This is a genomic window from Micromonospora sp. AKA38, assembly GCF_027925725.1.
Lineage (GTDB): Bacteria > Actinomycetota > Actinomycetes > Mycobacteriales > Micromonosporaceae > Micromonospora.
Genome location: NZ_BNEI01000002.1, coordinates 1,013,567 through 1,037,412, shown reverse-complemented (window position 1 = coordinate 1,037,412; position 23,846 = coordinate 1,013,567). Strand labels below are relative to the sequence as shown.

Genomic DNA, 23,846 nt, shown 5'->3' with positions numbered 1-23,846 from the left:
TCTCTCCTTCTCCGGCCTATCTGGACCACAGCCTGACACATCGGGACGATGTTCTGGCGCCTTGAGACCGCGGCGTCGCCGCCTGTCGGACCGGTCGACTAGCGTCGGGAGGTCATGGAGCCGCGGTTCGGCGAGGGGATCATCGGGCGGGAGCACCCGGCCGGGTTGCTGCGCGCCGAGGTGGCGCGCGTGGTCGACAGCCACGGCGGTCTGGTCCTGGTCACCGGTGAGCCGGGCATCGGCAAGACCACCCTGGTCTCGGCCGCCGCCGACGAGGCCCGCCGACGCGGGGCGCTGGTGCTCGGCGCCGCCTGCTGGGATTCCGACACCGCCCCCGACTACTGGCCCTGGGTGCAGGTGCTGCGCCGGCTGGCCCGGGCCACCGGCGACGCCGCGCCCGCCAGGGAGGCCGCCGACGCCGGGCTGGCGGCCCTGCTCGGCGAGCACGCCGCCGACAACGACCCGGTCGAGCCGGGTGACGACGGCGGGCGGGACGAGTTCGCCCGGCACGACGCGGTGACCGGCGCGCTGGTCGCGGTCGCCCAGCACCGGCCGGTCGTGGTGGTCCTCGACGACCTGCACTGGGCCGACCCGGCGTCGTTGCGGCTGCTCCGGTTCGCCACCCAGCACACCTGGTTCGAGCAGCTGCTGGTGATCGGCACCTACCGCGACGCCGAGGTGGAGGCCGACGACCACCGGCTGCGCCCGCTGCTGCTGCCGTTGGCCGCGAAGGCCACCACCGTCACGCTGACCGGCCTGGGCCGCGACGAGGTGGCCGCGCTGATCCGCCGCACCGCCGGCCGGGAACCGGGCGCGGCGCTCGTCGACGAGGTGCACCGCCGCACCGGCGGCAACCCGTTCTTCGTCGAGCAGACCGCCCGGCTCTGGCACACCGACGGCCTGGCCGACACCATCGCCCCCGGCGTACGCGAGGCGGTGCGGCGCCGGCTCGACCAGCTACCCGCCCCGGTGGTCGAGGCGCTGACCGTGGCCGCCGTGCTGGGGCGCGAGTTCCACCGGATGACGCTGGCCGCCTGCGTGCCCGCTCCGGCCGCGCAGGTCGACCGGCTGCTCGACCGGGCCGCCGCCGCCCGGCTGGTGCTGTCCGGCGGCGGTGGCCGGTTCGCCTTCGTGCACGACCTGGTCCGGGAGACGCTCTACGACGGGCTGTCCGAGCATGAGCGGCATGCCCGGCACGCCGCCGTGGTCCGGGCCGTCGACCGCGCCGACGACGCGCTCGCCGGCCGGCCCATCGCCGCCGACCTGGCCCGCCACGCCTGGCTCGCGGGCCCCGAGCTGGATCCGGTACGCGCCGGTGACCTGCTGCTGACCGCCGCGCGCGACGCCAGCGGCCGGCTGGCCGTGGAGGAGTCGGTGCGGCACTTCCGGCGCGCGCTGAGCCTCACCGACGAGCCGGTCCGGCGGGTCCGGGTGCTGCTGGAGCTGGCCGGGCTGCTGCACCACGCCGGCACGCCGGGCGAGGCCGAGCAGTTGCTCGTCGACGCCGCCGCGCTGGCCCGAGGGCTGGCTGAGCCGGCCGTGCTGGCGCGGGTGGCGCTCACCGTCCACAGCCAGCACTCGGCCACCCGGCGCCGGCTCGACGCCGACGCGCTGGTGCGGGAGGCGTACCAGCGGTTGATCGGCCCGCCCGAGCCGGAGCGGTCGACACGTGCCCTGGTCACCGACCTGATCACCGCGACCGAGACGCTCGCCCGGCACGGCCGGGACGACGAGGCGCTCACGTTCAGCCTGTGGGCCCGCCACGACACCACCTGGGGGCTCGGCACGGCCGAGGAGCGGGCCGTGGTCACCGCCGAGATCCGCGAGGTGGCCCGCCGCGGCGGCGACCGGGACACCGAGCTGTGGGCCACGTCGCTGCGCTGGGTGGCGCTGCTGGAGCTGGGTGACCCGGCGTACCGGGACGAGCTGGCCGCGTTCGTCGCCGGCTGCCGGGCGGGCGACGTGGCCCGGCAACGGATGGCGGCGGCCGTGGACAGCGGCATCATCGCCGCCTTCCGGGGCGACTTCGCCGCCGCCGACGTGTGCTACGCCGAGATGGACGGTTACGGCGAGTGGGAGCACTCCGACCACGCCTTCATGGCCCACCACCTGCGCTGGTCCCTGCTTCTGCTGCGCGGGCGGCTCGCCGAGGCCGAGGCCGTGCTCGACCGGCCCGGCGCGGCCAACCATCCGCAGGTGGAGCTGCTGCGGGCGATCACCGCCGCCGAGCGTGGCGACGCCGACACCGTGCTCCGGCTGGTCGGCGGCATCGAGGCCGCCGACACGGCGTACCCCCGGCCGGTGTCGGCGCTGTGGCTGCGGCTGCGGGCCCAGGCGGCGGCCGTGGACGGCGACCCCCGTCGCTGCGCCGAGGCACGGGCGGCCCTGGCGCCGCACCGCGGACGGTGGATGGTCGCGCTGTTCGGCTGCGACATCGGCGGCCCGGTCGACCTCTGGCTGGCCACCGTGGACGCGGCGGAACGGCGGTGGGACGACGCGGTCGCCGGCTACGCGGCGGCCCGGGCCGCCGCCGACCGCCTGGGCGCCCGCCCCTGGTCGGTGCTCGGCCGGGCCGGGCTGGTCACCGCGCTCGCCGGGCGCGGCGGGCCGGGTGACGCGGCCGAGGCGGCCCGGTTGTGGGCCGGGACGGTGGCCGAGGCGCGGGAGTTGGGCATGGTCCAGGTGATCGAGCGGCTCACCGCGGCCGGCCCGCGGGCGGCCGACCTCGACGTGGACGTGTCGACGTCGCGGGCCGACCGGGCCGCGCGGGTCGGATCCACCACGGCGGCCAGGTCGGGTGTCGCCGGTCGGGGCGGCCTGGGAGGTGGGCCCGGCATGAGCGGTTGGGCCGCCATGACGGTCGGTGCGGACCCGAGCGGCCGATCCGGTGCCACGGCCGGCGACGGCCCTGACGCGGAGGTGCACGGCGCCGACCCGGCCATGCCCGAGTTCCGCCTCGACGGTCCGGTGTGGCGGCTCGCCTACGCCGGCGTGGTGGTGCACCTGCCCGACGCCAAGGGCCTGCACGACCTGCGGCTGCTGCTGAGCCGACCCGGTGTTGACGTGCGCGCGGTCGAGCTGCTCGACCCGGCGGCCGGCGCGGAACTGGTCGCCGCCCGCCGCCTCGGCGCCGACCCGGTGCTCGACGACGAAGCGAAGGCGCGCTACCGGCAGCACCTGCGGCGGCTCGACGACGAGATCGACCGGGCGGCGCTGCGCGACGACGCGCGGCGGCTGGCGGCCCTGGACGCCGAGCGCGCGGCGCTGCTCGACCAGCTGCGCGCCGCCGCCGGGCTGGCCGGGCGCAGCCGCCGCCTCGGCGACCAGGCCGAGCGGGCGCGCAAGGCGGTGACCGGCCGGATCCGGGACACGCTGCGCCGGATCGAGCAGCGGCACCCGGTGCTCGCCGCCCACCTGCGCGAGTCGGTCACCACCGGCGGCACCTGTCGGTACCTGCCGGCCGAGCCGGTGCGCTGGCGACTCTGAGCCCGACCGGTGTTCCCACGCCGGAACGGCGGGACCCGGAGCGTCCGGGCCCCGCCACCCCCCGGGTCAGCGGCGGTTGTAGCGGCGCATGGTCAGCGTGCCGAACACCACCACGAACCCGGCGCTCCACAGCAGCAGCCACATGGTGTTCGTGGCGTCCGTGGCGCCGGCCATCGCGGCCCGGACCGAGGCGACCAGGTGGGTCACCGGGTTGACCTTGACGAACGCCTGCAACCAGCCCGGCATGGTGGCCGGCTCGACGAACACGTTGCTCAGGAACGTCAGCGGGAACAGCACCATCATGCTGACGCCCATCACCGACTTCTCGCTGCGCAGCACCAGGCCGAAGAACGTCCACACCCAGGAGAACGCGAACGAGAAGACCACCAGCAGGCCGATGCCGGCCAGCACGCCGGGCAGCCCGCCGTCGGGACGGAAACCGAGCACCAGCCCCACGGCGAGGATGACCACCGCGGCCAGGATGTACCGCAGCACGTCGCCGAAGATCATGCCGACCAGCGCCGCCGGCCGCCACACCGGCAGCGTCCGGATCCGGTCGAAGACGCCCTTCTCGATGTCGTTGTTCAACCCGACCCCGGTGTACATGGTGATCATCACGACGCTGGTGACCATGATGCCGGGCAGGAAGAACTGGAGATACGCGCGCGGGCTGTCGGCGAGCGCGCCGCCGAACAGGTACGTGAACATCAGCACCATGATGATCGGGAACGCGGTCACGTCGAACAACTGCTCCGGCACGTGCTTGATCTTCAGCACGGCCCGCCAGCCGAACGTCAGCGACGCCGACAGCGGTCCCGGTGGCGCCGGCCGCTCCCCGGGGGCGAGCACGGTGGCCAACGCCTCGGTGGAGGGCACGTAGACGGACGGGGCCCGCCCGGTGGTGGTCGCGGTGTCGCTCATCGGGCCGCCTCCAGCTCGTCGTGCCGGTCGTCCGCCGCGACGGCCGGGTGGTCGGTCAGGGCCAGGAACACCTCGTCCAGGCTGGGCTGGCCGAGGGAGAAGTCGTCCACCACGATGCCGGCCCGGGCCAGCTCGCCGAGCGCCCGGGCGGCCTGCTCACCGGCCTCCAGGTCGGTGCCGTCCTCGCCGACCCGGGCGGTCAACGCCACCGGGTCGGCGGCGAGCTGCACCGGCACGTTCAACGTCGTCCGCAGCACCTGCTCGGCCCGGGGCCGCTGCCCGGCGTCGCGCAGTCGCACGTGGACGGTGCCCGACCCGACCGACGACTTCAGCTCGCCCGGGGTGCCCTCCGCGATCACCCGGCCGTGGTCGACGACCGCGATCCGGCCGGCGAGCTGGTCCGCCTCGTCCAGGTACTGCGTGGTCAGCAGCACCGTGGTGCCGTGCGCCACCACCGCCCGGACGATCTCCCACACCTGGTTGCGGCTACGCGGGTCCAGCCCGGTGGTCGGCTCGTCCAGGAACAGCAGGTCCGGCGTGTTCAGGATGCTCGCCGCGATGTCGATGCGCCGCCGCATCCCGCCGGAGTACTTCTTCACCTGCCGGCCGGCGGCCTCGGTCAGCCCGAACGCGGCGAGCAGCGCCTCGGCCCGCTCCCGCGCCGCCGGGCGGCCCAGCCCGAGCAGCCGGCCCAGCAGGACCAGGTTCTCCGCGCCGGTGAGGTCCTCGTCGAGCGAGGCGTACTGGCCGGTCAGGCTCATCCGGGCGCGGACCGCGTCGGCCTCGGTGACCACGTCGTGGCCGAAGACCCGGGCGGTGCCGCCGTCCGGACGCAGCAGCGTCGCCAGCACACGTACGGCGGTGGTCTTGCCGGCGCCGTTGGGCCCGAGCATCCCGTAGACGGCGCCGGCGGGGACCCGCAGGTCCAGGCCGTCGAGCGCCCGGGTCGAGCCGAACGACCGGGTCAGGCCGTCGGCCTCGACGGCCAGCCCGGTGTTCCGGTTACTCATGATCACTACCTCTCTCCATGGATGGTTCCCCGCATGCGTACGGGCGGGCCGCGCGCCCCTCGCGCAACGCCAGACCCCACCAGCACAGCTCGTCGAGGAGCACCCGCACGTCCTGCCGGAGCCGTTCCTCGACGTGCCCGTCGGGCAGCCCGCCGTCGAGCAGGTCGACGCCGACGGTGTCCCGCACGGTCGTCGCGTGCAGCGCGGTGAAGACGGTCCGGAGCTGCTCGACCGCGTACCGGCCGACCGACCGGTAGCCGTACGAGACGAAGCCGACCGGCTTGGCCTGCCACTCGTCGTACGCGAAGTCGATCGCCTGTTTCAACGAGGCCGGGAAGCTGTGGTTGTACTCCGGGGTGACCACGACGAACGCCTCCGCCTCCGCCACCTGCCGGACGAACTCCCGCATCGCCGGCGTGGGCTCGGCGGGCAGGGCGGCCGGGAAGTCGTACCCGGCCAGGTCGATCTCCCGCACGACCAGCCCGGCGCGGTGGCGGGCCTGGTCGGCGAACCACCTGGCGATCCGGTCGCCGACCCGGCCCTCCCGGGTGCTGCCGACGAGCACGGCGAGCCGTAACGGTGTCATGCCGCCCCTCCTCGCTGCCGGCCTCGACCGGTAGGCGCCAGAAGGCCCGCCAGATCGGATCTGGCGGGCCGTTTCGTCGGGGGTCTCTGGTCGAATCGGTGGATGACCGAGGTACGCATTCTCCGCTGGAGCACCGACGACCTGGCGTTGCTGCGGGCGCTTAACAGTCCCGAGGTGCGGGCGCACACCGGCGGCCCGGAGACCGACGAGCAGGTGCGCGCCCGCCACGAGCGCTACGTGCGCGGGACGGGCCCGCGCAGCGGGACCATGTTCACGGTGGTCACGCCGGACGGGACGAAGGTGGGCAGCGTCGGCTTCTGGCCGCGTGACTGGCGCGACGAGCCGGTGTACGAGATGGGTTGGGCGGTGCTCCCGGCCCACCAGGGGCGAGGGCTGGCGACGGCGGCGGTGCGTGCGGTGGTGGCGGCCGCCTCGGCGGTGGGCGACCGGCGCTTCGCGCACGCGTACCCGTCGGTGGACAACCCGGCGTCGAACGCGGTGTGCCGCCGGGCCGGGTTCACGCTGCTCGGCCCGACGGAGTTCGAATACCCGCCGGGGCACCTGATGCGCTCGAACGACTGGCGCATCGACCTGACGCGCTGACCCGGCCGGTCGGTCAGTGCGCCGCGTCCAGTCGCGTCCGCTGCTCGGCGGTCAGCTCCAGGTCCACCGCGGCCAGGGCCTCGTCCAACTGGGCCACCGAGGAGAAACCGACAAGCGGGATCGCCGGCACGTCGCCGCCCATCAGCCAGGCCAGCACCACCTGGTTGACGGTGGCGCCGGTCTCGGCGGCCACCGCGCGCAGCGCCGCCAGCCGGGCCGGCGTGCCGGGCAGCGCGTACGCCTCGCCGAGCCGCTCCGGCTTCGCGTACGCGCCCTTGAGCAGCGGGGAGTACGCGACCAGGGTGAGCCGCGGCTCGGCCCGAAGGTAGCTGACCAGGTCGGGGCCGGCCCAGCCGATCTGGCCGTCCGGGTCCAGTTCGCTCGGCAGGTCCACCCGGGGCGGCAGATAGCTGCGGTGGTACTGGAGCACGTCGTAGCCGGGCAGCCCGGCCGCCGCCGCGAGGGCCCGGGCCCGCTCGACCCGCCAGGCGCGGTGGTTGCTCGCGCCCAGCAGCCCGACGGTGCCCTCGGCGACCAGCTCCGCGAAGCCCTCCACCGTCTCGCGCAGCGGAACGGTCCGGTCCTCGATGTGGGCGTAGAGCAGGTCGATCCGGTCGACGCCGAGCCGTTCCCGGCTGCGTTCGGCGGACTCGCGGATCACCTTGGCGGACAACCCCTCCCGGTTGTCCCGGTAGCTGGTGCCGGGCGCGAGCGGGCGGGCGCCGAGCTTGGTGGCGAACACGATCTCGGCGCCGATCCCGCGGCTGCGCCGCCAGCGGCCGAGGAGTGTCTCGCTCTCGCCGCCCTGGCCGCCGTTCTGCCAGAAGGCGTAGTTGTCCGAGGTGTCGACGAACGTGCCGCCGGCCTCGACGTACCGGTCGAGGATGGCGTAGGAGGTGGCCTCGTCGGTGGCGGTGCCGAACAGCATCGCGCCGAGGCTGAGCACGCTGACCTCGCGGCGGGTGGCCGGATCGGTGCCGATGGTGCGGTGACGCATGTCTGGGTCCTCCCCGTCGGAGCGTTTCCGCCACCCTGCCCCTTCGAGCGCGCGCGAAGTCAAACGCCGGCCAGGGGCCGGCCGACGAGCCCGTCGGGGAGCCGGCCGGTGCGGCGACACCATTCGCGCACCGTCGAATCATTGGCGCGTACCGGGGGTGGTGGTCTGCAATGGCAGGGCAACGACGCCCGGCACGACGGGTGGTGCGGAACCAGGAGGCGGCGGGCCGGTCAAACGGGGGTCGGCCCGCCGCACGGCCGGAGGAGGGGCCACGTCGGCCCCTCCTCCGGCCGGTTCAGTCCGGTACGTAGTCGAACGTGTCCGGGTTGGGGCCCTGCCGACCGGCCTCGCCCTGGTCCAGGCCGCCGAGCCGGTCCATCGTGGCGTCGTCGAGCGTGAAGTCGAAGATGCCGAAGTTCTCCTCGATCCGCTTCGGCGTGGTCGACTTCGGGAAGACGATGTCGCCGCGCTGCACGTGCCAGCGCAGCACCACCTGGGCCGGGGTCCGCCCGACCTGCTCGGCGACGTCGACCACGGTCGGGTCGTCGAGCACCTTGCCCTGCGCGATCGGCGACCACGCCTCGGTGCCGATCTGGTGCGCCCGGTCGTACGACCGCACCTCCTCGTTGCCGAAGTACGGGTGCGCCTCGACCTGGTTCACCGCCGGCACCACGTCCGCCTCGGCGGCCAGCCGCTCCAGGTGCGCCACCTGGAAGTTGGACACGCCGATCGACCGCACCCGGCCGTCACGTTGGAACTCCTCCAGCACCTTCCAGGTGGAGACGAAGTCGCCGTCGTAGAGCGTGGGCAGCGGCCAGTGGATCAGGAACAGGTCGAGGTAGTCGAACTTCATCTCCCGCAGCGACCGCTCGAACGCCTTGCGGGCGTCGTCCGGGCGGTGGAAGCCGTTGTTCAGCTTGCTGGTGACGAAGACGTCGCCCCGGTCCAGGCCGGAGGCGCGCACCGCCTGCCCGACCTCGGCCTCGTTGCCGTACATCTGGGCGGTGTCGATGTGCCGGTAGCCGATCTCCAACGCCGTGCCGACCGCTCGGGCGGTCTCCCCGGGGTCGATCTGGTACACCCCGAAGCCGAGCTGCGGGATGGAGTTGCCGTCGTTGAGCGAGATGTCCGGAACGCTGTTGGCGGCCATGTCGTGTTTCATCTCCGATCGTCCGGGATGCCCGGAAGCGCTTCCACGCGGCTCCCGGGCCGTGCCACCCGGGGTTCCTACCCGCTCGGCGGGCGTCCTCACGGCCGGCGGCGGGTGATCTGGGACAAGCCGTCAGCCCCAGATGGACCGCGCCCACTCGGGGTGGTCGACGAACGGATTGCGGTTGCCCTGCCAGCGCTCGTAGATGCGTTGGTTGCGGCGCTGCTCGAACGCGTCCGGCGGATCCTGTTCGTTCCAGGCGAGCAGCTTCGACAGCCGGCCGAGCCGGGGCGTGGTCCCGTTGGCCACCGAGTCGTTCGGCTCCAGGTCCGGCCAGCCGTCGTCGCCCTCGTACCGGATCGCCATGTAGAGGATCATCCGGGCGACGTCGCCCTTCACCGCGTTGCGCGGCTCGAACGAGTCGGCGTCGGTGTAGCAGCCGGGCGCCTCGGCCACCGCGCTGCCGCCGGCGTCGAAGTCCTTGTTGCCGCGCAGCGAGTTGACCGACACGTCCTCCGGTCGCAGGTGGTGCACGTCGGTGCCGGGGCCGGTGGCGGTGCCGAAGTCGCCGTGCGACTTGGCCCAGACGTGCTCGCGGTTCCAGTCGTCGACGCCGCCGCCGTTGCTGGTCTTGCTCTGCGAGCGCCCGCTGTAGAGCAGGATGACGTTGGCCGGGTTCGCCGGGTCCTGGTCGGTGTCCTTGAGCGCGTCCCACACCTGGTCGTACGTGAGCTTGGTCTGGGTCCTGATGATGGTGTGCAGGGCGGTGCGCAGCGCCGGCCCGGTCTTGCCGGTCGCGGCGGCGTAGTAGTCGGTGGGCGAGGCGGTGCCGGTCGGGCTCGGGGTCGGGCTCGGGGTGGTCCCGCCGCCGAGGCTCATCGCGGTCGGGTTCTTCAGGCCGCCGTGGCTGAAGTACGCGGTCAGCGTGCCGGTCGCGGTCACCTGCCGGCCCCGCAGGGAGGGGTTGGCGAGCAGCCCGAAGGTGGTCCGCCAGGCGGCGGTGACCTGCACGTACAGCATCCGGCCGGTGCCGGTCTCGGTGGCCTGGTCGGCGATCGCGATCGCGGTGTCCGCGGTGAAGCCGGACGTGATCACCGTGTTCGTCGCGGTCGGCTGGCCGATGACGTAGCCGGTGACGGTGGCGGCGCGGCCGTCCTGGGCGGCCAGCGCCTGCGCCACGGTCAGCGTGGTGGCCGCCGACGCGGCGTGGGTCACCGCGAGTGGGGTCGCGACGGTGACGGTCAGCACGACCGCCGCGATCAGCCGCCCGGATCGCGAGCGGGTGACGCTCCTCATATTCATGCCCAGCGATGCTATTCGGTGTCGGGTGAACTCCGGGAGATCACGGCGACAACTTTCCGTCCCGACCGGCCTCGAACAGCACCGGCCAGGGGCGGGCCGACGGGGCGACGAACGCCGGCCCGGCCGGCGTCTCCGCCGCGGCCAGCACCTCGGCGGCGAGCCGGCCGACCATCGGCGCTGCCGGGTGCGCCGCCCGGTCCGGCCAGACGGCGGAGATCCGTCGGGCCAGCGGCGCGCCGACGAGCGGTCGCCAGGCGATACGCGGTTCCCGCCGCGCCAGGGCCGCCGGCTCGACGGCCACCGCCCCGCCGGCCAGGAGCAACCCGAACAGGAACTCGGGGTTGCGCGCCGGGCGAACCCGGGGCGGGACGAAACCGTGCTGCCGGCACACCGTCAGCAGGTGCTCGTGCCAGCCGGGGGCGGTGGCCGGTGGCGCGGTGACCAGATCCAGACCGGCCAGGTCGGCAAGCGCGACCTCACGGGCCCGGGCCAGCGGCGAGGTCCGGGGCAGCAACGCCCCGACCGGCACGTCCACCGGCTTCCCGAACCGCAGTCCGGCCTCCTCGACCGGATGGTGCAGCAGGCCGACGTCCAGCCGTCCCTCCGCCAGCATCCGCCGCTGCTCGGCGCTGGTCAGCTCGTGCAGATCAAGGTCGAGCCCGGGTGCGCGGGCGGCCAGCCCGTCGAGCAACGCGCGCACCGTCACCGCCGGCGTCTCCGGGGGTACGCCGACGCGCAGCACACCGAGCGCGCCCCGGCGCACCTGGTCGGCGAGGTGGCGCAGTCGGCGTTCGCCGGCGAGCAGGTCGTCCGCCTCGCCGAGCAGCAACTGGCCGGCGGTGGTGAGGCGGACCTGCCGTTGCGAACGGTCGAAGAGCGCGGTGCCCAGCTCCCGCTCCAGCCGCCGGATCGACTGGCTCAACGGCGGCTGCGCCATGCCCAACGTGTCGGCGGCCCGGCCGAAGTGCAGCTCCCGGGCGACCACCACGAAGTGCCGCAGGTGTCGCAGCAGGTCCACCCGCGCACCCTAGCGTCCGCGCTGGTTACCGTGTCGGCGTGGATGCGGCGCAACGGGTCGGGGAGATCTTCGGACGGGCCGGGCTGAGCGGGTGCCTGCACGTCGCCGACGTGGACGACCCGTCGCGCGAGGTGGCGCTGCGTGCCGACGAGCAGATCGTCATCGCGTCCGTCTTCAAGATCCTGCTGGTGCTGGAGTTCGCCCGGCAGGTCGCCGCCGGCCAGCTCGACCCGACCGAGCGGGTGCTGGTCGGCGCCGCCGACCGGCTCGGCGGCTGGGGGGTGGCCGGCTGCGCCGACGACGTGGAGATGTCCCTGCGCGACCTCGCGTACCTCGCCATGTCGGTGAGCGACAACGCGGCGGCCGAACTGCTGCTGCGCCGGGTCGGCCCGGACGTGCCGTCGATGCTGGCCGCGGAGCTGGACCTGCCGCGTACCCGGATCGTCGGCGGCCCCCGGCAACTGGTCGAGACGATGCTCGCCGACGTCGGCGCGCGTACCGAGGCGGACTTCGCGCGGATCTTCCCCACCCTGTCGCCGGAGCGGATCCGGGCGATGCGGGTCTTCGACCCGGAACACACCTCCTCCAGCACCGTCCGGGAGCTGACCCGGCTGCTGCGCCTGGTCTGGCGCGACGAGGCCGGACCGGCGGAGGCCTGCGCGACGGTCCGGGAGTTGATGGGCCGGCAGCTCTTCTGGACCCGGCTCACGGCCGGCTTCCCACCCGGCGTCCGGGTCGCCGGCAAGACCGGCACGCTGCCCGGCCTCCACCTGGAGGCCGGTGTCGCGGAGTATCCCGACGGCGCCCGGTACGCCATCGCGGTCCTGGTGCGCACCGATCAGCTCGGTACCCGCCGGATCGACGTGGACCTGGCGATGGGGGAGGCCGCCCGGGCCGCGGTCGAGTCGCTGCGCTGATTTCCGGACCGCCGGCCCTCGGGGTTACCGGCTCCGACCTGCGATCATATCGAAACGGATATCGATCCTTCCGCCGTTCGATCTTGGACGCCGTCGCCGGTGCGGTGGTGGGGTGGGCCTACCGATCCACCGATTCCGAACGGGGAGGACCACCCATGCCCGAGAACCGACCGGCCGGCTACGCCCGCCGCCGCTTCCTGCGTGACACCGCCGTCGGCGCCGCCGCCGTCTCGACCGCCGGGCTCGTCGCCGGCACCCCGGCCCAGGCCGCTCCGAGCGCCCCGCCCGCCCGCCGGCAGCGGGCCGGCGCGGTGAGCTTCCGCTGGTGGGGCACGGCCGGCTGGCGGATCGACATCGGCGACCGGACCGTGCTTGTCGACCCGTACCTCAGCCGTTTCGACACCGGACTCTTCCGGGGGGCGTTCCACCCGGACACCGCGCTGACCGTGGCCGCCGACGTGGTGGACCGGCTCGCCGACCGCGCCGAGAACATCCTGGTCACGCACACCCACTGGGACCACTTCAACGACGTGCCGCACATCGCCGCCCGGACCGGCGCCCGGGTCCTGGGCACACTCACCGCCTACCACCTCGGCGTGGCGTACGGGCTGCCCACCGGGCAGCTCGCCCCGGTCAAGGGCGGTGAGGTGCTCGACTTCGACGGGTACACGGTGGAAGTGGTCGGCTCGCTGCACAGCCGCAACGCGGCCTTCTCGATGGCCTTCCCCGGCGTACGGGTCAGCCCGCCGCCGCAGCCGACGAAGGTCTCCGACCTGCCCGAAGGGGACACGCTTGCCTACCAGATCCGGGTCGACGGCGGGCCGTCGGTGTTCTTCATGGGCGCCAGCGACCTGGACGAGCGCCGGTACGCCGGCCTGGCCCCGGACGTGGCGATGATCGCCTCCGCCGCCACCGCGTCCGTGGCCGACTACGTGCCCCGGCTGATGGCCGCGCTGGACCACCCGAGGACCGTGGTGCCGGTGCACTGGGACAACTTCGAGACCCCGCTGGTCAACCCGCCGACGGTCGCCGCGACCGACCGGGACCGGCTCGACGCGCTGATCGCCGAGGTGCGCCGGGTCTCGCCGCGCAGCCGGGTGGTGGTGCCCGAATACCACACCGCGTACCGGTTCTGACCGGTCGCGCTCAACCGGCGGTCAGGTCGCGCAGCGCCAGCACCGACTTCCAGTTGCGCGCCGTCGCCACCACGCCCAACGTCTTCTCCAGGTACGCGGTGGTGAACTTCGTCCGCCCGTAGTTGCCGGCCGGGTAGTGCAGGTGCAGCTCCCGGCCGACCACCGCGTACGCCATCTCCTCGCCGGCCGGCACGGCCAGCTCGCGGACCCGGGCCGGGTCCGGCGCGGCGGACAGGAACACCACGAGCACCCGGGTCGGGTCGTCCTGACGCCCGGCGTACGGGCTCGCGCCGACCAGCGCGGCCAACTCGTCGCCGTCGCGGACCAGCACCGGCACCCGCAGGCCCACCTCGTCGGCGAGCCGCCCGGCGATGCCCTCGGCGAGCACCTCGTCGCGGGTCGGTGGGGCGGTGAACACCACGTTGCCGCTCTGGAGGTACGTCTTGACGTCGGTGTGACCGAGGTCGGCGACGACGCGACGCAGGTCCGCCATCGCGAGCCGGGTGGCGCCGACGTTGACGCCCCGCAGCAGGGCGGCGTAGCGGGTCATGACCTGCAGCCTAGGTCAGGCGGACGCCAACCGGGCGTAGACGTCGCCGGAGCGGCCCGCCGGCCGGTACGCCTCCAGCAGCCGCACCAGGCCGGCCGCGTCGAGCCACTCGTCGGCGGCGAAGCGCATCGTCTCCACCGGGGAGTAGTTGTAGCGGTAGCCGCCCGCCGACGCGCCCAGCCGCTGCACCTGGTCGAGCACCGCGAGCGCGGCGTCGTGCGCCGGTGGGAGGTACTCGAAGGAGAGCGCGCGCACCGGCCGGCTCAGCCCGGCCAGCACGTCACCCTCGAAGCCCTCCACGTCGACCTTGCAGAACGCCGGTACGCCGTGCTTGGCGACCAGGTCGTCGAGTGTCACCACCGGCACCTCGACCGAGCGGTCCCACCGCACCCCGGCGAAGCTCGGGTCCGCCGTCACCGAGTCGATCCAGGACGACGACATGGTGGACACCGTCGGCGTCGCGGACGACAGCTCCAACCGCGCCCGGCCGGCGCGGGCGCCGACCGCGGTGGGTTCGATGGCCACGCCGCCGTCGCGCCCGAACGCCAGGCGCAGCACCCGCAGGCAGTCCGGCTGCGGCTCGACCGCGACCACCCGCGCGCCCAGCCGACGCCAGGTGCGGACCCGCCCACCGACGTGGGCGCCGATGTCGAAGCCGAGGTCGCCGGGGCCGAGGAACTGGCCGTAGAGCCGGCGGGCCCGGCGGTGCTTGGCCGGCTGTCCGTGGTAGATGGCCAGGGACCGGGTGATCCCCCAGGTCCGTGCGAGCATCGTCACGCCGTTCCTAACTGTGAGTCCTGGACTGCGGGCCGAACGCCCGCAGGAACCGGTCGCGGAACTCCTCCATCGGCCAGACGGGGGCGTTCGGGGCCGGGTTGAGGCCGGCCTGCCAGCCCCACCCGGCGACCCGGTCGAGCACGGCCGGGTCCTTGGCCACGATGGTGATCGGCACGTCCTTGCCGGCCCCCTCGCCGGTGACCGCCCGGGCCGGCTGGTGGTCGCCGAGGAACACCAGCACGAGGTTCTCGTCGCCGTAGCGTTCCACGTAGGAGACCAGGGTGCGCAGCGTGTAGACGATCGAGTTCCGGTAGGCCTTCCGGGTGCCCTCGTCCGCCCGGTCGGCGCGGTTGGTGCCGGCGAAGACCGATCCGTCGCCCAGGTCGTCCCAGTCGACCAGGGGCGGCACCGGCGACCACGGAAGATGGCTGGAGAGCAGCGGGATCTCGGCCATCACCGGGGCGTGCCCGGGGGCCCGCTCGGCGCGCTGGAAGGCCTCCAGGGTGAACTGGTCGGGCGGCGAGGAGAAACTGAACGTCGGCCCCCGGTAGCCGAGGTCACCGGCGCCGTAGACGCGGTCCGGGGCGAAGAAGTCGGCCTCCGGCCAGGCCCGGGTGAGGGCCGGCATGACAAGCGACGTCCGCCAGCCGGCGCGCTTGAACGCGCCGTTGAGCGTCAGGCGGTCGCTGCGTACCAGGTTCGTGTAGCGGAGCTGGTTGTCGGCCCGGATGCCGGACATCAGCGTGGCGTGCGCCAGCCAGCTCCCGCCGCCGGTGGTGGACGAGGTGAGGAACGCGGTGCGGCTGCCGTAGCCGGCCGCGGTCAGCCGGCGCGTCCCCTCGTCGAGGACGGCGTCCACCTCCGGGGCCAGCTCCGGGTCCTCCACCGCCACCCGGCCGTAGCTCTCCACGAACGTGACCAGGACGTCCTTGCCGCGCAACCCGGTCAGCAACTGGTCGCCGGGGGTGTCCCGGAACGGGTCGCCGGCGAGCTGGGCGCGCAGCCGCTCCTGGTCGTGCAGCCCGGCGTTGACCTGCCGGGTGCGGTCGTACACGCCGGCCGCGACCGTGCCGGCGGCGATCGGCAGCCCGGGGACGAGCTGCGCGCCGAGCACCGCGCAGGCGACCCAGGCCGCGCCGAGCGCGGTGGCGACACGGGCGCTCACCCCCCGGTGGCCGGCGACCAGCCGGGCGAGTCGCCGCACCGACAACGTCACCAGCACCGGTACGGCGACGACCGCGGCCACCGCGGCGACCACGGCCCCCACCTGGGCGGCCCGCCCGTACGACTCGGCGAGGAACTCCGCGCCGGCGGCCAGGAACGCCCAGTCCGCGATCAGGTCGAAGCGGCGGTCCAGCACGATGGAGAAGCCGAGGTCGGCGATCTTCAGGACGAGCACCAGGCCGAGCAGCGCGCCGAGCACCGTGGCCACGATCCGGCGGGGTCTCGGCGGCAGCGCCAGCAGCAGGGCGACCGCGATCAGCCCCTCCACCGGGATGCGGAGGAACGCGGCCGGGGTGAGGTCGTTGACGTCGGTCGGCAGGATCAGGGCGACCAGCGCCAACGCGGCGGCCAGCACGGTGACGGCCCTGCGCCGGAGACTGTCCGTCGGGGTCGGGTCGTGCCCGGCGGTCGGGGTCGGGTCGTCGTCGGTCACGGCCGCCGACCGCCGACCTCGGCGCGTCCGACGAGCACCGGAGCGGCGGGCTCCCAGCCGGCCCGGCGAGCCGCCGGCACGGGGGAACGCACCGCCGCCGGACGGGCCGGCTCGATGCGGACGGCCGGCGTGCGGTGCCGCCACCGCCAGCGCACGTCCCGGCCGAACGACTCGACGAGCAGCGCCAGCGCGCCGACGAGCACCGCGACGGCCAGCGCCGTCGGCAGCACCTCCGCCGCCACCACGGTCAGCGCGATGCCCTGGACCGCGGCGACCGTCTTGCGCCAGTAGCGCGGCGGCAACGGACCGTTCAGCCAGGGCAGCAGCCAACCGGCCGCGACGAAGGCGTACCGCATCGCGCCGATCACCAGCACCCACGGGCCCACCTGGTCGGCGACGTGGAGGCAGAGCACCAGGACGAGGAAGGAGTCGACCTCCATGTCGAACCGGGCCCCGAGCGCGCTCACCGTGCCGGTGCGCCGGGCCACCTGCCCGTCCACCCAGTCGAGCGCGAGCGCCACGGTGGTGAGCCCGACCAGCACCGCGACCGGGGTGGGCCGGCTGAACGAGTCCACCACCAGCGCGGTCACGCCGCCGGCCAGCGTCGCCCGGGTCAGCGTCACCCAGTCGGCCGGCCCGAGCCGGCACGCGCCCGCGAGGCGCAGCCCGTGCCCGAGCGCGGTGAGCAGCACCGCCCCGTAGACGAGACCGGCCAGCCAGCCGGCCCGGCCCAGGCCGACGGTGCCGGCGATTCCCGCCAGCACACCGAGCTGGAGGATCGCCCCCGCGAATGGATCAGTCCGAACCACTGACACTGTGCCTCCGAATGACGCGCGTACGACCCACCGGTGTGTACGCAGAACATGCCCGAACGGTTCGCTCTGATACCGAAAACGCACGATCAAGAGCGCACGTCACACCGGGCCGTCTGCCCGGCCGGGCGGGCCGAGCGCATTCGTGTCGGGGCGGGTCAGCGGGGCGGCGCGTCGGCCGGGTCGTCCGCGCGGCCGGCCAGCGCCGAGCGGCGGTAGCCGTACAGCGCGTAGACGACGGCGCCGAGCAGGAACCAGACGCCGAAGCGCAGCCAGGTCACCGGGTCGAGGAACGTGATCAGCCAGATCGAGAACACCACGCCGACCGCCGGCACCACCGGCATGCCGGGCAGCCGGAACGTCCGGGGCGCGTCCGGGCGGCGGTAGCGCAGCACGATCACCGCCACGCAGACCACCACGAACGCCAGCAGGATGCCGATGTTGGTCAGCTCGGCGGCCTGCCGGATCGGCAGGAAGCCGGCGATCAGCGCCGAGGCGACGCCGACGATCCAGGTGACCCGGCTGGGCACCCGGCGCACCGGGTGCACCTTGGCGAACCAGGCCGGCAGCAGCCCGTCCCGGCTCATCGAGAACCACACCCGGGTCACGCCGAGCATGAACGTGAACATCACCGTGAGGATGCCGATGATCGCCCCGACCGCGATCACGCTGGCCAGGCCGGAGAGCCCGACCGAGGCGAACGCGGAGGAGAACCCGCTCTCCGGATCGATGTCCCGGTAGTTCTGCATGCCGGTGAGCACCAACGTGGCCAACACGTAGAGCACCATGGAGATGAGCAGCGACCAGATGATCGCCTTCGGCATGTGCCGGCGGGCGTCCCGCGACTCCTCGGCGGCGGTGCTCATCGCGTCGTAGCCGAAGACCGCGAAGAACACGGTGGCCGCCCCGGTGATCGCGCCGCCCACCCCGAACGGGAAGAACGGCGAGTAGTTGCCGGTCTTCACGTGGAAGAAGCCGACCACGATCACCAGCAGCACCACGGCGACCTTCAACCCGACCACGAACGTCTCGAACCGCGCCGCGGCCTTGATGCCCCGGTTGAGCAGGTACGCGATGAGCAGGCAGAGCGCCGCCGCGAACAGGTCGACGCGGTGCCCGTCGCCGGTGCCCGGCGCGCCGAGCATCCAGGCCGGCAGGTCGGCGCCCAACTGGGTGACCAGGAAGCCGAAGTAGCCGGAGATGCCGATCGCCACCACCGCCACGATGGCGGTGTACTCCAGCAGCAGGTCCCAGCCGATGAACCAGCCGACCGCCTCGCCCAGCACGGCGTAGCCGTAGGTGTAGGCCGAGCCGGCCTTCGGGATCATGCCGGCGAACTCCGCGTACGACAGCGCGGCGGCGGCGCTGGCCAGGCCCGCGATCAGGAACGACACCAGCACGGCCGGACCGGCGGTCTCGTTGGCCACCGCGCCGGCGAGCGCGAAGATGCCGGCGCCGATGATGCCGCCGACCCCGATGGCGGTGAGCTGCCACAGGCCCAGCTCGCGGGCGAGCCCCTCCTCGGTCTCGTCGGCGATCTGCTCCACCGGCTTACGCCGGAAGATGCCCTGTCCAACGGTCATGGTGACCCCTCCCGCCGCGCCGCCACGCTTCCGAGTCGTGGTCACGCCGCGACACGCCGCGGTCACGCCACGGCACGACGGTAAGTCCTCGCGCCGAAGATCGCAGCCCGTGGCGGTCAGGTGGCGCGCAGTGGCGGCAGGCCCAGCGCGGCGCGTACCCGGGCCGCCTGCCGGACGCCGTCGTGCGCGGTGGCGGTCCGGGTCGCCCGGCGCAGCTCGGCGGCGCCGGCGGCCCCGGCCGCGAGCCGCCACTGCCGCAGCGCCACCTCGTGTTCGGTGAGCAGCGCCGCCATCGGCGCCTGCACGGCGGCCGGCCAGCGGACCGCGCGCAACTCACCGGCGCAGGCGAGGTTGGCGTCCACGACCGCCCCGGCCCGCTCCCGCACCGTCCGCCACGGCCGGCCCGCCTTCTGGGCCTCGGCCAGCTCGTCGCGGGCGATGTCGTACGCCGCCACCGCGGCCAGGTAGCGCCCCTTCGCCTCCTTGACCGTCAGCGGCGCCACCGGGCTCGGCGTGGGGCTCGCCGGCGGGGGAAGGGCGACCTGTTTCGTCTCGCCGCCGCAACCGGCGAGCAGCAGGGCCAGGACCAGAGCCGGGGGCGCGAGCCGAGGACGCAACGGAACTCCCATGGGGGCGGTCGGGGCCCCGAGTGTAGGACGGCACCCGCCGATCGTGCCGGCCTCGGTCACCGGGGGTCGTCGTCCCGCCTCACCAGCCGCCAGTACTGCCGTTTCCCCTCGTCCCGCACCACGACGCCGAGCCGGGCCAGCTCCCCGTGCAGCTCCCGGACCTCGGCGCCGCGGCTGTCCTTCAGCGCCCGCTCCCGGGCCCGCAGCAGCGCGTCCGCGCCGGCCGGCAGGCCGGGCAGCCCGGGCACCCAGCGCCGGTACGCGTCCCGGTGCGGGTCCTGGTCGACCCAGGGCCAGCCCTGGCCGGTGAACGCCTCCCGCAGCCGGCCGGCGCTCAGGTCGGACCGCTCCCGGGCCAGCTCGCCGCCGGCCCGGTCCAGCAGCACGAGCGCCCTGCCGTCGACGAACACGCCGGCCACCTCGGTCCGGGCGACGTCCCGGCCGTGCCCGTCCCGGTGCAGTCGCACCGACCGGCGCCCGACCGTGACCCGCAGCCGCTCCCGTACGCCCACCACGGCCAGGGCCAGGCCCGCCACCGCCGCCACCCCCGCGCCGAGCGGGTACGACCGCTGGTCCGGCCACCTGTCGAGCAGCGCGAACACGTCCTGGAAGGGGAACCAGGCCAGCCCGGCGAGCCAGCCGGACAGGGCGGTCAGCCCGGCGCCCAGTCCCGCGCCGAGCAGCGGGAACCCGGCCCACATCACCACCAGCTCGCCGACTCCGCCGTCGACCACGACGGCCCCGGGTTCCCGGTCGGCCACGGTCAGGACACCTCCCGCCGCATCGTGCGGATCAGGCCGGCGACCAGCGGCACGACCATCCAGACGGCCAGCGAGACACCGAGCCGACCCCACTGCCCGGCGGTCATGTCCGGGCTGAGCAGCGGCGCCATGGTGACCGAGGTGTCCAGCCAGCCGGCCGGCTCCCGCAGCGCCTTGATCATCGCCGACAGCACGCTCCACACGGTCGGCAGCAGCAGGAAGGTGACGACGGCCAGCGGCGTGTTCAGCAGCAGCAGGCCGAACCCGGCGCCCATCAGCACGTTCGCCACCTGGAACACCGCCGCGTACGGCAGCAGCTGCCAGTCGAACGTCCAGGCGCCCGCCCCGCCGGTGGCCTTGGCGGCGAGCGTGCCGGCGGCGGCGACGGCGAGGCTGACCAGCACCGAGGCGAGCGCGGCCAGCACCACCGCGGCCAGCTTGGCGACGATCACCCGCTCCCGGCGGGGCACCAGCGCGAACGTGGTCAACGCGGTGCGCTGCGACCACTCGCCGGTGATGGAGAGGATGCCCAGCACCGGCAGCAGCAGCCCGACCGGCAGCAGCGACGGCGCGAAGAACGCGGTGAACGTCTGCTCCGGGCCGTCGGTGACGAAGAGTTGCACCACCACGATGGCGACCGCGATCAGCGCGATGCTGATCAGCAGCCAGCGGCCGGCCCGGGTGTCGGCGAGCTTGCGCAGCTCCACCCCGGTCAGCCGGGCCAGCGAGGGGCCGGCGGCCGGCTCGTGCCGCGTGGGGGCGGCGGTGGGAGCGGGCGTGGTGGTGGTGGTCATCGGACGGCCTCCCTGGTCGACGCGCCGGCGGTGAGGGTGAGGAAGAGCTGTTCCAGGCCGCCGCTGCCGGCCGGTCGCAGTTCGGTGAGGACCAGTCCGGCGTCGGCCGCGGCCTGACCGACGGCCTCCGGCTCGGCCCGGACCACGAAGCCGCCGTCGGTGCCGACGGTGGCCGGCAGCGCGGCGCGGTCCAGGGTGAGGCGCAGGGCGTGCTGGTCGCGGGCGCGGACCAGCGTGCCGGCGCCGGCCAGCAGCTCGTCCTTGCCGCCCTGGGCGACCACCCGGCCGCCGCCGATCACCACCAGCCGGTCGGCCACCGCCTCCACCTCGCGCAGCAGGTGCGAGGAGAGCAGCACGGTGCCGCCCCGGTCGGCGTAGTCGCGCAGCAGGCCGCGCATCCAGTAGATGCCCTCCGGGTCGAGGCCGTTGGCCGGCTCGTCGAGGATCAGCACCCGGGGGTCGCCCAGCAGCGCCAGCGCCAGGCCGAGCCGCTGCCGCATGCCCAGGGAGTACGCGCCGACCCGGCGCCGTGCGGCGGTGTCGTTCAGCCCGACCAGGTCCAGCTTCGCGGCCACCTGCCCCCGCTCCACGCCCATGGTGCGGGCGGCCAGGGTGAGCGTCTCCCGCCCGGTGCGTCCGGCGTGCTGGGCCGAGGCGTCGAGCAGGACGCCGATCTCCCGGCCCGGGTTGGGCAGCGCCCGGTAGGGCCGGCCGGCGACCGTGGCCGCGCCGGAGCTGGGCGGCGTCATCCCGCAGATCATGCGCATCGTGGTGGACTTGCCGGCGCCGTTCGGGCCGAGGAATCCGGTCACCGTGCCCGGTTCGCACCGGAACGTCACGTCCTCGACGGCCGTGTGTGGGCCGTACCGCTTGGTCAGTTGGTCGACTTCGATCATGCCGAGAAGCCTGCCGGGGCCACCCGGTGCTCCGCTGCGGCCGACGGTCGTCGCCGGCGCCGACCGAGGTTCACCACAGGCGTCGACTTTGGTAGCTGGCAGCCGGTCCGGCCGGCTCCCTAGCATGGGGCGGGTGAGCAGCGCCGTCGTCCCCGATCATCCCTGGCTCCTGCCGGGCTCCCTGGTGCCCGCGCGGGCCGCCCGCCGGACCCCGCGGGACTGGTTCGTCGACAGCCTGTTGTTCCTGATCGCGCTGGGCTGGGTGCTCCTCGCGCACGACGACGCGGTGAGCGGGCGACCGGAGTTCGCGCTCAACGCCGGGCCGAGCTGGCTCGCCGAGATCGACCTGTTCGTCGGCCTGCTCGCCGCCGGCGCGCTCTGGCTGCGCCGCCGCTGGCCGGTGGGGCTGGCGGTGGCCACCGCGCCGCTGACGCTGTTCTCGGTCACCTCCGGGGCCGTGCTGCTGGTCGTCCTGTTCACCGTGCTGGTCCACCGACCGCTGGTGGTGGGGCTGACGCTGGTCGGCTGGCATCTGGCCACCGCGCTGCCGTTCATCGCGGTCCGCCCCGACCCGGCCATGCCGTTCTGGGCGGCCGTGGCGTGGACCGTGCTCTTCATCGGCATCGTGGTGGCCTGGGCGCTGTTCGTCCGGGCGCGCCGGCAGCTCGTGCTGTCGCTGCGCGATCGCGCCGAACGGGCCGAGGCCGAACAGCAGCTCCGACTGGACCAGGCCCGGAACCTCGAACGCGGCCGGATCGCCCGGGAGATGCACGACGTGCTCGCCCACCGGATCTCGCTGCTCAGCCTGCACGCCGGCGCGTTGGAGTTCCGCCCGGACGCGCCGCCGGAGGAGGTCGCCCGGGCCGCCGGGGTGATCCGGGCCAGCGCGCACGCCGCGTTGCAGGACCTGCGCGAGGTGATCGGCGTGCTGCGGGCCGAGACCGGCTCCGAGGCCACCCCGGAACGGCCGCAGCCGACGCTCGGCGACGTGCCCGCGCTGGTGGCCGAGAGCCGGGACGCCGGGGTACGCGTCAGCGTGGTGGACGAGGTGACCGAGCCGGCCGCGGTGCCGGCGGCGATCGGGCGCAGCGCGTACCGGATCGTGCAGGAGGGGCTCACCAACGCGCGCAAGCACGCGCCCGGGGCGGTGGTGACCGTCCGGCTGGCCGGCGGCCCCGGCGAGGGGCTGGCGGTGGACATCCGTAACCCCTGGCCGGTGGGCGGGCCGGCCGCCGCGATCCCCGGCACCGGCACCGGCCTGGTGGGTGTCGCCGAGCGCGTCACGCTGGCCGGCGGACGCGTCGACCACGGACGGGACGCCGACGGCGACTTCCGGCTGGCCGCCTGGCTGCCCTGGGCCTCCTCATGAGCGAACGCACCGAGCGGAGCGAGGGCCGTGAGGGCATGCCCGGTCGGTACGGCATGAGCGAACGCACCGAGCGGAGCGAGGGCCGTGAGGGCATGCCCGGTCGGTACGGCATGAGCGAACGCACCGAGCGGAGCGAGGGCCGTGAGGGCATGCCCGGTCGGCCCCGCCCGATGAGTGGGCCGGTGCGGGTGCTGATCGTCGACGACGACCCGCTGGTCCGGGGCGCGCTGTCGATGATCCTCGGCGGCGTACCCGACCTGGCGGTGGTGGGCGAGGCGACCGACGGCGTCGAGGTGCCGGCCGCCGTCGCCGCGTACGCCCCGGACGTGGTGCTGATGGACATCCGGATGCCCCGGGTGGACGGGCTGGCCGCCACCGAGGCGCTGCGGGCGGCGGCGGACCCGCCCGAGGTGCTGGTGCTGACCACGTTCGACGCCGACGAACAGGTGCTGCGCGCGCTGCGGGCCGGGGCGAGCGGCTTCCTGCTGAAGGACACCCCGCCGGCCGAGATCGTGGCGGCGGTACGCCGGGTCGCGGCGGGCGAGGCGACGCTGTCCCCGGCGGTGACCCGCAGGTTGATCGCGCACGTGACCGCCGCCGTGCCGGCGCCCGCCCGGGATCCCCGCCGCGAGCGGGCGGTACGGCTGCTCGGCGAGCTGTCCGAGCGGGAGCGGGAGGTCGCGCTGCTGCTCGGTCGGGGCCGGACCAACGCGGAGATCTCCGCCGAGCTGTTCATGAGTGTGGCGACCGTGAAGGCGTACGTGTCGCGGCTGCTCACCAAGCTCGACCTGAACAACCGGGTGCAGGTGGCGCTGCTGGTCCAGGACGCCGACCTGGTCTGACGAGGATGCTCTCATTGGTGATAGTATCAGCGATGAGAGCATCGGCGACG

The 23,846-nt window shown here is 74.5% G+C and carries 22 protein-coding genes; 6 read left to right on the top strand and 16 right to left on the bottom strand.

Annotation, left to right across the window (positions count from 1 at the left end; translation table 11 throughout):
- Positions 1-114: 114 nt before the first annotated feature.
- Positions 115-3,486: an ATP-binding protein gene (locus TPA0908_RS08305; protein WP_281936202.1), complete on the top strand. Its 3,372-nt coding sequence runs from the start codon at positions 115-117 to the stop codon at positions 3,484-3,486.
- A 66-nt stretch (positions 3,487-3,552) separates the two neighbouring features.
- Here the strand turns inward: TPA0908_RS08305 and TPA0908_RS08300 are convergent, their stop codons facing one another.
- The 3 genes from TPA0908_RS08300 to TPA0908_RS08290 are packed head-to-tail and all read right to left on the bottom strand — an operon-like array spanning position 3,553 to position 6,003.
- Positions 3,553-4,407: an ABC transporter permease gene (locus TPA0908_RS08300; protein ID WP_281936200.1), complete on the bottom strand. Its 855-nt coding sequence runs from the start codon at positions 4,405-4,407 to the stop codon at positions 3,553-3,555.
- Positions 4,404-5,417, bottom strand: a complete 1,014-nt coding sequence (locus tag TPA0908_RS08295) for an ATP-binding cassette domain-containing protein (protein WP_281936198.1) — start codon at positions 5,415-5,417, stop codon at positions 4,404-4,406. Before TPA0908_RS08295 ends, TPA0908_RS08300 begins: the two co-directional genes overlap by 4 nt.
- A complete protein-coding gene (locus tag TPA0908_RS08290) occupies positions 5,410-6,003 on the bottom strand; it encodes an NADPH-dependent FMN reductase (protein WP_281936196.1) in 594 nt (197 codons plus the stop codon). The genes TPA0908_RS08295 and TPA0908_RS08290 overlap by 8 nt, the downstream gene beginning before the upstream one ends.
- 102 nt (positions 6,004-6,105) lie before the next feature.
- Between TPA0908_RS08290 and TPA0908_RS08285 the strand changes: the two genes are divergently transcribed.
- Positions 6,106-6,606, top strand: coding sequence for a GNAT family N-acetyltransferase (locus tag TPA0908_RS08285; RefSeq protein ID WP_281936194.1), 501 nt, complete (start codon positions 6,106-6,108; stop codon positions 6,604-6,606).
- Between the two features lie 13 nt (positions 6,607-6,619).
- On the opposite strand, the gene TPA0908_RS08280 is transcribed toward TPA0908_RS08285, so the two are convergent.
- The 4 genes from TPA0908_RS08280 to TPA0908_RS08265 all read right to left on the bottom strand — a co-directional run bounded on the left by TPA0908_RS08280 (position 6,620) and on the right by TPA0908_RS08265 (position 11,073).
- The gene (locus tag TPA0908_RS08280) at positions 6,620-7,603 is read right to left on the bottom strand and encodes an aldo/keto reductase (RefSeq protein WP_281936193.1); all 984 of its coding nucleotides are present in this window, start codon (positions 7,601-7,603) and stop codon (positions 6,620-6,622) included.
- A 295-nt stretch (positions 7,604-7,898) separates the two neighbouring features.
- Positions 7,899-8,753, bottom strand: coding sequence for an aldo/keto reductase (locus TPA0908_RS08275; protein WP_281936302.1), 855 nt, complete (start codon positions 8,751-8,753; stop codon positions 7,899-7,901).
- 132 nt (positions 8,754-8,885) lie between these two features.
- Entirely contained in the window at positions 8,886-10,055 is a 1,170-nt protein-coding gene (locus TPA0908_RS08270; RefSeq protein WP_281936192.1) for an endonuclease, read from the bottom strand.
- Positions 10,056-10,095: 40 nt separating this feature from the next.
- Positions 10,096-11,073, bottom strand: coding sequence for a LysR family transcriptional regulator (locus TPA0908_RS08265; protein ID WP_281936190.1), 978 nt, complete (start codon positions 11,071-11,073; stop codon positions 10,096-10,098).
- 38 nt (positions 11,074-11,111) lie between these two features.
- On the opposite strand from TPA0908_RS08265, the gene TPA0908_RS08260 reads away from it, so the two are divergent.
- Positions 11,112-11,990, top strand: a complete 879-nt coding sequence (locus TPA0908_RS08260) for a serine hydrolase (protein ID WP_281936188.1) — start codon at positions 11,112-11,114, stop codon at positions 11,988-11,990.
- A gap of 155 nt (positions 11,991-12,145) precedes the next feature.
- The gene (locus tag TPA0908_RS08255; RefSeq protein ID WP_281936186.1) at positions 12,146-13,126 is read left to right on the top strand and encodes an MBL fold metallo-hydrolase; all 981 of its coding nucleotides are present in this window, start codon (positions 12,146-12,148) and stop codon (positions 13,124-13,126) included.
- 10 nt (positions 13,127-13,136) lie between these two features.
- On the opposite strand, the gene TPA0908_RS08250 is transcribed toward TPA0908_RS08255, so the two are convergent.
- The 9 genes from TPA0908_RS08250 to TPA0908_RS08210 all read right to left on the bottom strand — a co-directional run bounded on the left by TPA0908_RS08250 (position 13,137) and on the right by TPA0908_RS08210 (position 21,585).
- Positions 13,137-13,676 carry a DUF1697 domain-containing protein gene (locus TPA0908_RS08250; RefSeq protein ID WP_281936184.1) on the bottom strand — a complete coding sequence of 180 codons (540 nt, stop codon included), beginning with the start codon at positions 13,674-13,676 and terminating at the stop codon, positions 13,137-13,139.
- Positions 13,677-13,691: 15 nt separating this feature from the next.
- Complete coding sequence (locus TPA0908_RS08245; protein WP_281936300.1) at positions 13,692-14,447, bottom strand: FkbM family methyltransferase; 756 nt, start codon at positions 14,445-14,447, stop codon at positions 13,692-13,694.
- A 13-nt stretch (positions 14,448-14,460) separates the two neighbouring features.
- Positions 14,461-16,110, bottom strand: coding sequence for an alkaline phosphatase family protein (locus tag TPA0908_RS08240; protein ID WP_281936182.1), 1,650 nt, complete (start codon positions 16,108-16,110; stop codon positions 14,461-14,463).
- Positions 16,107-16,874 (bottom strand): CDP-alcohol phosphatidyltransferase family protein, encoded by a 768-nt coding sequence (locus TPA0908_RS08235; protein ID WP_374709181.1) that lies wholly within the window; start codon positions 16,872-16,874, stop codon positions 16,107-16,109. Before TPA0908_RS08235 ends, TPA0908_RS08240 begins: the two co-directional genes overlap by 4 nt.
- Before the next feature lie 206 nt (positions 16,875-17,080).
- The gene (locus TPA0908_RS08230) at positions 17,081-18,505 is read right to left on the bottom strand and encodes an amino acid permease (protein ID WP_281936180.1); all 1,425 of its coding nucleotides are present in this window, start codon (positions 18,503-18,505) and stop codon (positions 17,081-17,083) included.
- Positions 18,506-18,621: 116 nt separating this feature from the next.
- Entirely contained in the window at positions 18,622-19,122 is a 501-nt protein-coding gene (locus TPA0908_RS08225; RefSeq protein ID WP_281936178.1) for a hypothetical protein, read from the bottom strand.
- A gap of 68 nt (positions 19,123-19,190) precedes the next feature.
- Entirely contained in the window at positions 19,191-19,895 is a 705-nt protein-coding gene (locus TPA0908_RS08220; protein WP_281936176.1) for a YqeB family protein, read from the bottom strand.
- A 2-nt stretch (positions 19,896-19,897) separates the two neighbouring features.
- Complete coding sequence (locus TPA0908_RS08215; RefSeq protein ID WP_281936175.1) at positions 19,898-20,689, bottom strand: ABC transporter permease; 792 nt, start codon at positions 20,687-20,689, stop codon at positions 19,898-19,900.
- Positions 20,686-21,585: an ABC transporter ATP-binding protein gene (locus tag TPA0908_RS08210; RefSeq protein ID WP_281936173.1), complete on the bottom strand. Its 900-nt coding sequence runs from the start codon at positions 21,583-21,585 to the stop codon at positions 20,686-20,688. The genes TPA0908_RS08215 and TPA0908_RS08210 overlap by 4 nt, the downstream gene beginning before the upstream one ends.
- Before the next feature lie 133 nt (positions 21,586-21,718).
- Between TPA0908_RS08210 and TPA0908_RS08205 the strand changes: the two genes are divergently transcribed.
- Together TPA0908_RS08205 and TPA0908_RS08200 are read left to right on the top strand one after the other, a co-directional pair.
- On the top strand, positions 21,719-22,954 hold the full coding sequence (locus tag TPA0908_RS08205; RefSeq protein WP_281936171.1) for a sensor histidine kinase: 1,236 nt from the start codon (positions 21,719-21,721) through the stop codon (positions 22,952-22,954).
- Between the two features lie 170 nt (positions 22,955-23,124).
- Positions 23,125-23,796, top strand: a complete 672-nt coding sequence (locus TPA0908_RS08200) for a response regulator (protein ID WP_281936298.1) — start codon at positions 23,125-23,127, stop codon at positions 23,794-23,796.
- Positions 23,797-23,846 lie beyond the last annotated feature (50 nt).